The organism is Myroides sp. NP-2, assembly GCF_014145665.1.
Taxonomy (GTDB): domain Bacteria; phylum Bacteroidota; class Bacteroidia; order Flavobacteriales; family Flavobacteriaceae; genus Flavobacterium.
This window is the reverse complement of the sequence record NZ_JACHTD010000035.1, coordinates 1-1,974: the sequence shown is the minus strand read 5'-3', so window position 1 is coordinate 1,974 and position 1,974 is coordinate 1. Positions and strand designations below refer to the sequence as shown.

The following is a 1,974-nucleotide window of genomic DNA, read 5'->3' as shown; positions in this document are numbered from 1 at the left end:
TTTAAACACACGGTTTACGGATTACGCTTTCTATTAAAAACCGAAAATCTTCCGTACGATTACCTTCATTTACCCTCGATTCCTAAAGAAAAAAAACTCCCCGTAATACTAAGTCGAGAAGAAATTTGGAAAATGCTTCAACATGCCGATTTACTTAAACATCGCATTTTAATTGGTTTGATTTATGGTTGTGGTCTGCGTTGTATGGAAGTTCGAAATATTGAATTGAAACACTTAGATTTTGATCGAAAATTGCTTCATATCGTTCAAAGCAAAGGCAAAAAAGATCGTTATGTTCCTCTTTCTGATCATCTTATTCGAGGAATTAAAAAATATATTTCAATTGAACATCCGACCACATTTTTATTTACAGGCAACACCAAAGATGCCAAAGGATTTGATTCGCGATACAGCCAACGTGGGGTTCAATGGGTGATTCAATCGGTTTGTAAAAAAGCTGGAATTTTAAAAGACGTGCATACGCACACGTTGCGCCACAGCTACGCTACGCATTTGTTAGAAGATGGAGTGAATATTCTTCAGGTTCAGAAACTCATGGGACACGAGCGTATCGAAACTACGATGGAATATTTGCACGTTTGTCAGCTCGAAAATCAAAAAATACACAGTCCATTAGATACCGTTTTTGCTTTATGCAGCCGCAGTGGGAAATAGCCGATGTGCTTCGGAAGGTTGATTTATCTCATCAAAGCTTCACCATTCATCAGGAGAAAACACTCCGAGCGTTGACTTTATGCAGAACATCTGCTTTGGGCGGACATGTAGATGCTTGTGATTCTTGCGGAAACATCAGCATCAGTTACAACAGTTGCAGAAACAGGCATTGTCCCAAATGTCAAGGACACAAACGCGAAGAATGGATTCAGGCTCGCGAACAAGATTTATTACCTTGTTCGTATTATCATTTGGTGTTCACCTTGCCTGATACGCTTAATGGTTTAGCCATCTCGCATCCTCAAATCATGTATAGAATACTATTTGAAGCAACTTGGGCTACGTTGTCTCAATTTGGAAAAACGGAAGGATTGCAATTAGGAATGATCGCCATTCTGCATACATGGGGACAAAATTTAAGTTTGCATCCGCACTTGCACTGCATTATTCCAGGTGGGGGAATTGGAGCAAATGGCAATTGGAAACGCAAGATAAAAACCGATAAATATTTGTTTGCAGTAAAAGCTTTGAGTAAGGTTTTTCGGGCCAAATATGTAGCATTGTTACGTAAAGAAAAGCTTGCCGATGCTCATGTTTTGCAAAGTTTATTTGATAAAAATTGGGTGGTTTATGCCAAACGACCTTTTGGTGGGCCAAAGCAAGTAATCGAATATTTAGGCAGATATACGCACAAGGTTGCGATAAGCAATCATCGGATAAAGAACATAACCGAACAAGAAGTTACTATTAATTATAAAGATTATAAAGACGGAAGTAAAACCAAGCAACTCACCTTAAAAAACGAAGAATTTACAAGGCGATTTAGCTTACATATTTTACCCAAACGTTTTGTACGCATCCGACATTACGGAATAGTAAGTAGCAGTTGGAAACGTGGAAAGCTCCAACAATTACAAAAAGAGTTAAATGTTGTACGCCCAATAATTGAACCCGAAACGCAACATAAAAAATGCTATTGTTGTAAAGTTGGTAATCTATTCACCTTGCATGTTTTTGGGCAAAGAGGACCACCGAAAGCGTATCTTATCGGAAATACACTTGCTTCTGTGAATTAATTTTTACGGGTAAGGGAACTTGTGTTTGGTTGAATTGAAAAACAACAAAAAACGATTGAAACAGCACAACTTCAACCACAAAAAAAGCAGTAATCCTAAAATTACTGCTCGTATATCTTAAAGTCACACTTCGACAACTCCATAATACTTTATTAGCTTCCTACGGTTCCGTTCAACGGGCTTTCATCTCATGCCCTGCGGGCAAGACGAAAGCTTAGTTATT

Annotated in this window: 2 protein-coding genes; both read left to right on the top strand. The window is 38.3% G+C overall.

The genetic code is table 11. The annotated features are described in order from the left end of the window. Window positions 1-675, top strand: a 675-nt coding sequence (locus H4K35_RS15460; protein ID WP_220497705.1) for a tyrosine-type recombinase/integrase, incomplete at its 5' end; no start/stop codon positions are given. Further along, the gene (locus H4K35_RS15455; protein WP_182628801.1) at window positions 654-1,751 is read left to right on the top strand and encodes an IS91 family transposase; all 1,098 of its coding nucleotides are present in this window, start codon (window positions 654-656) and stop codon (window positions 1,749-1,751) included. The genes H4K35_RS15460 and H4K35_RS15455, both read left to right, overlap by 22 nt. Window positions 1,752-1,974 lie beyond the last annotated feature (223 nt).

Excerpts from the sequence above, each read along its gene's own strand:
- H4K35_RS15455 (WP_182628801.1), top strand. The coding sequence starts at position 654 with ATGCAGCCGCAGTGGGAAATAGCCGATGTGCTTCGGAAGGTTGATTTA.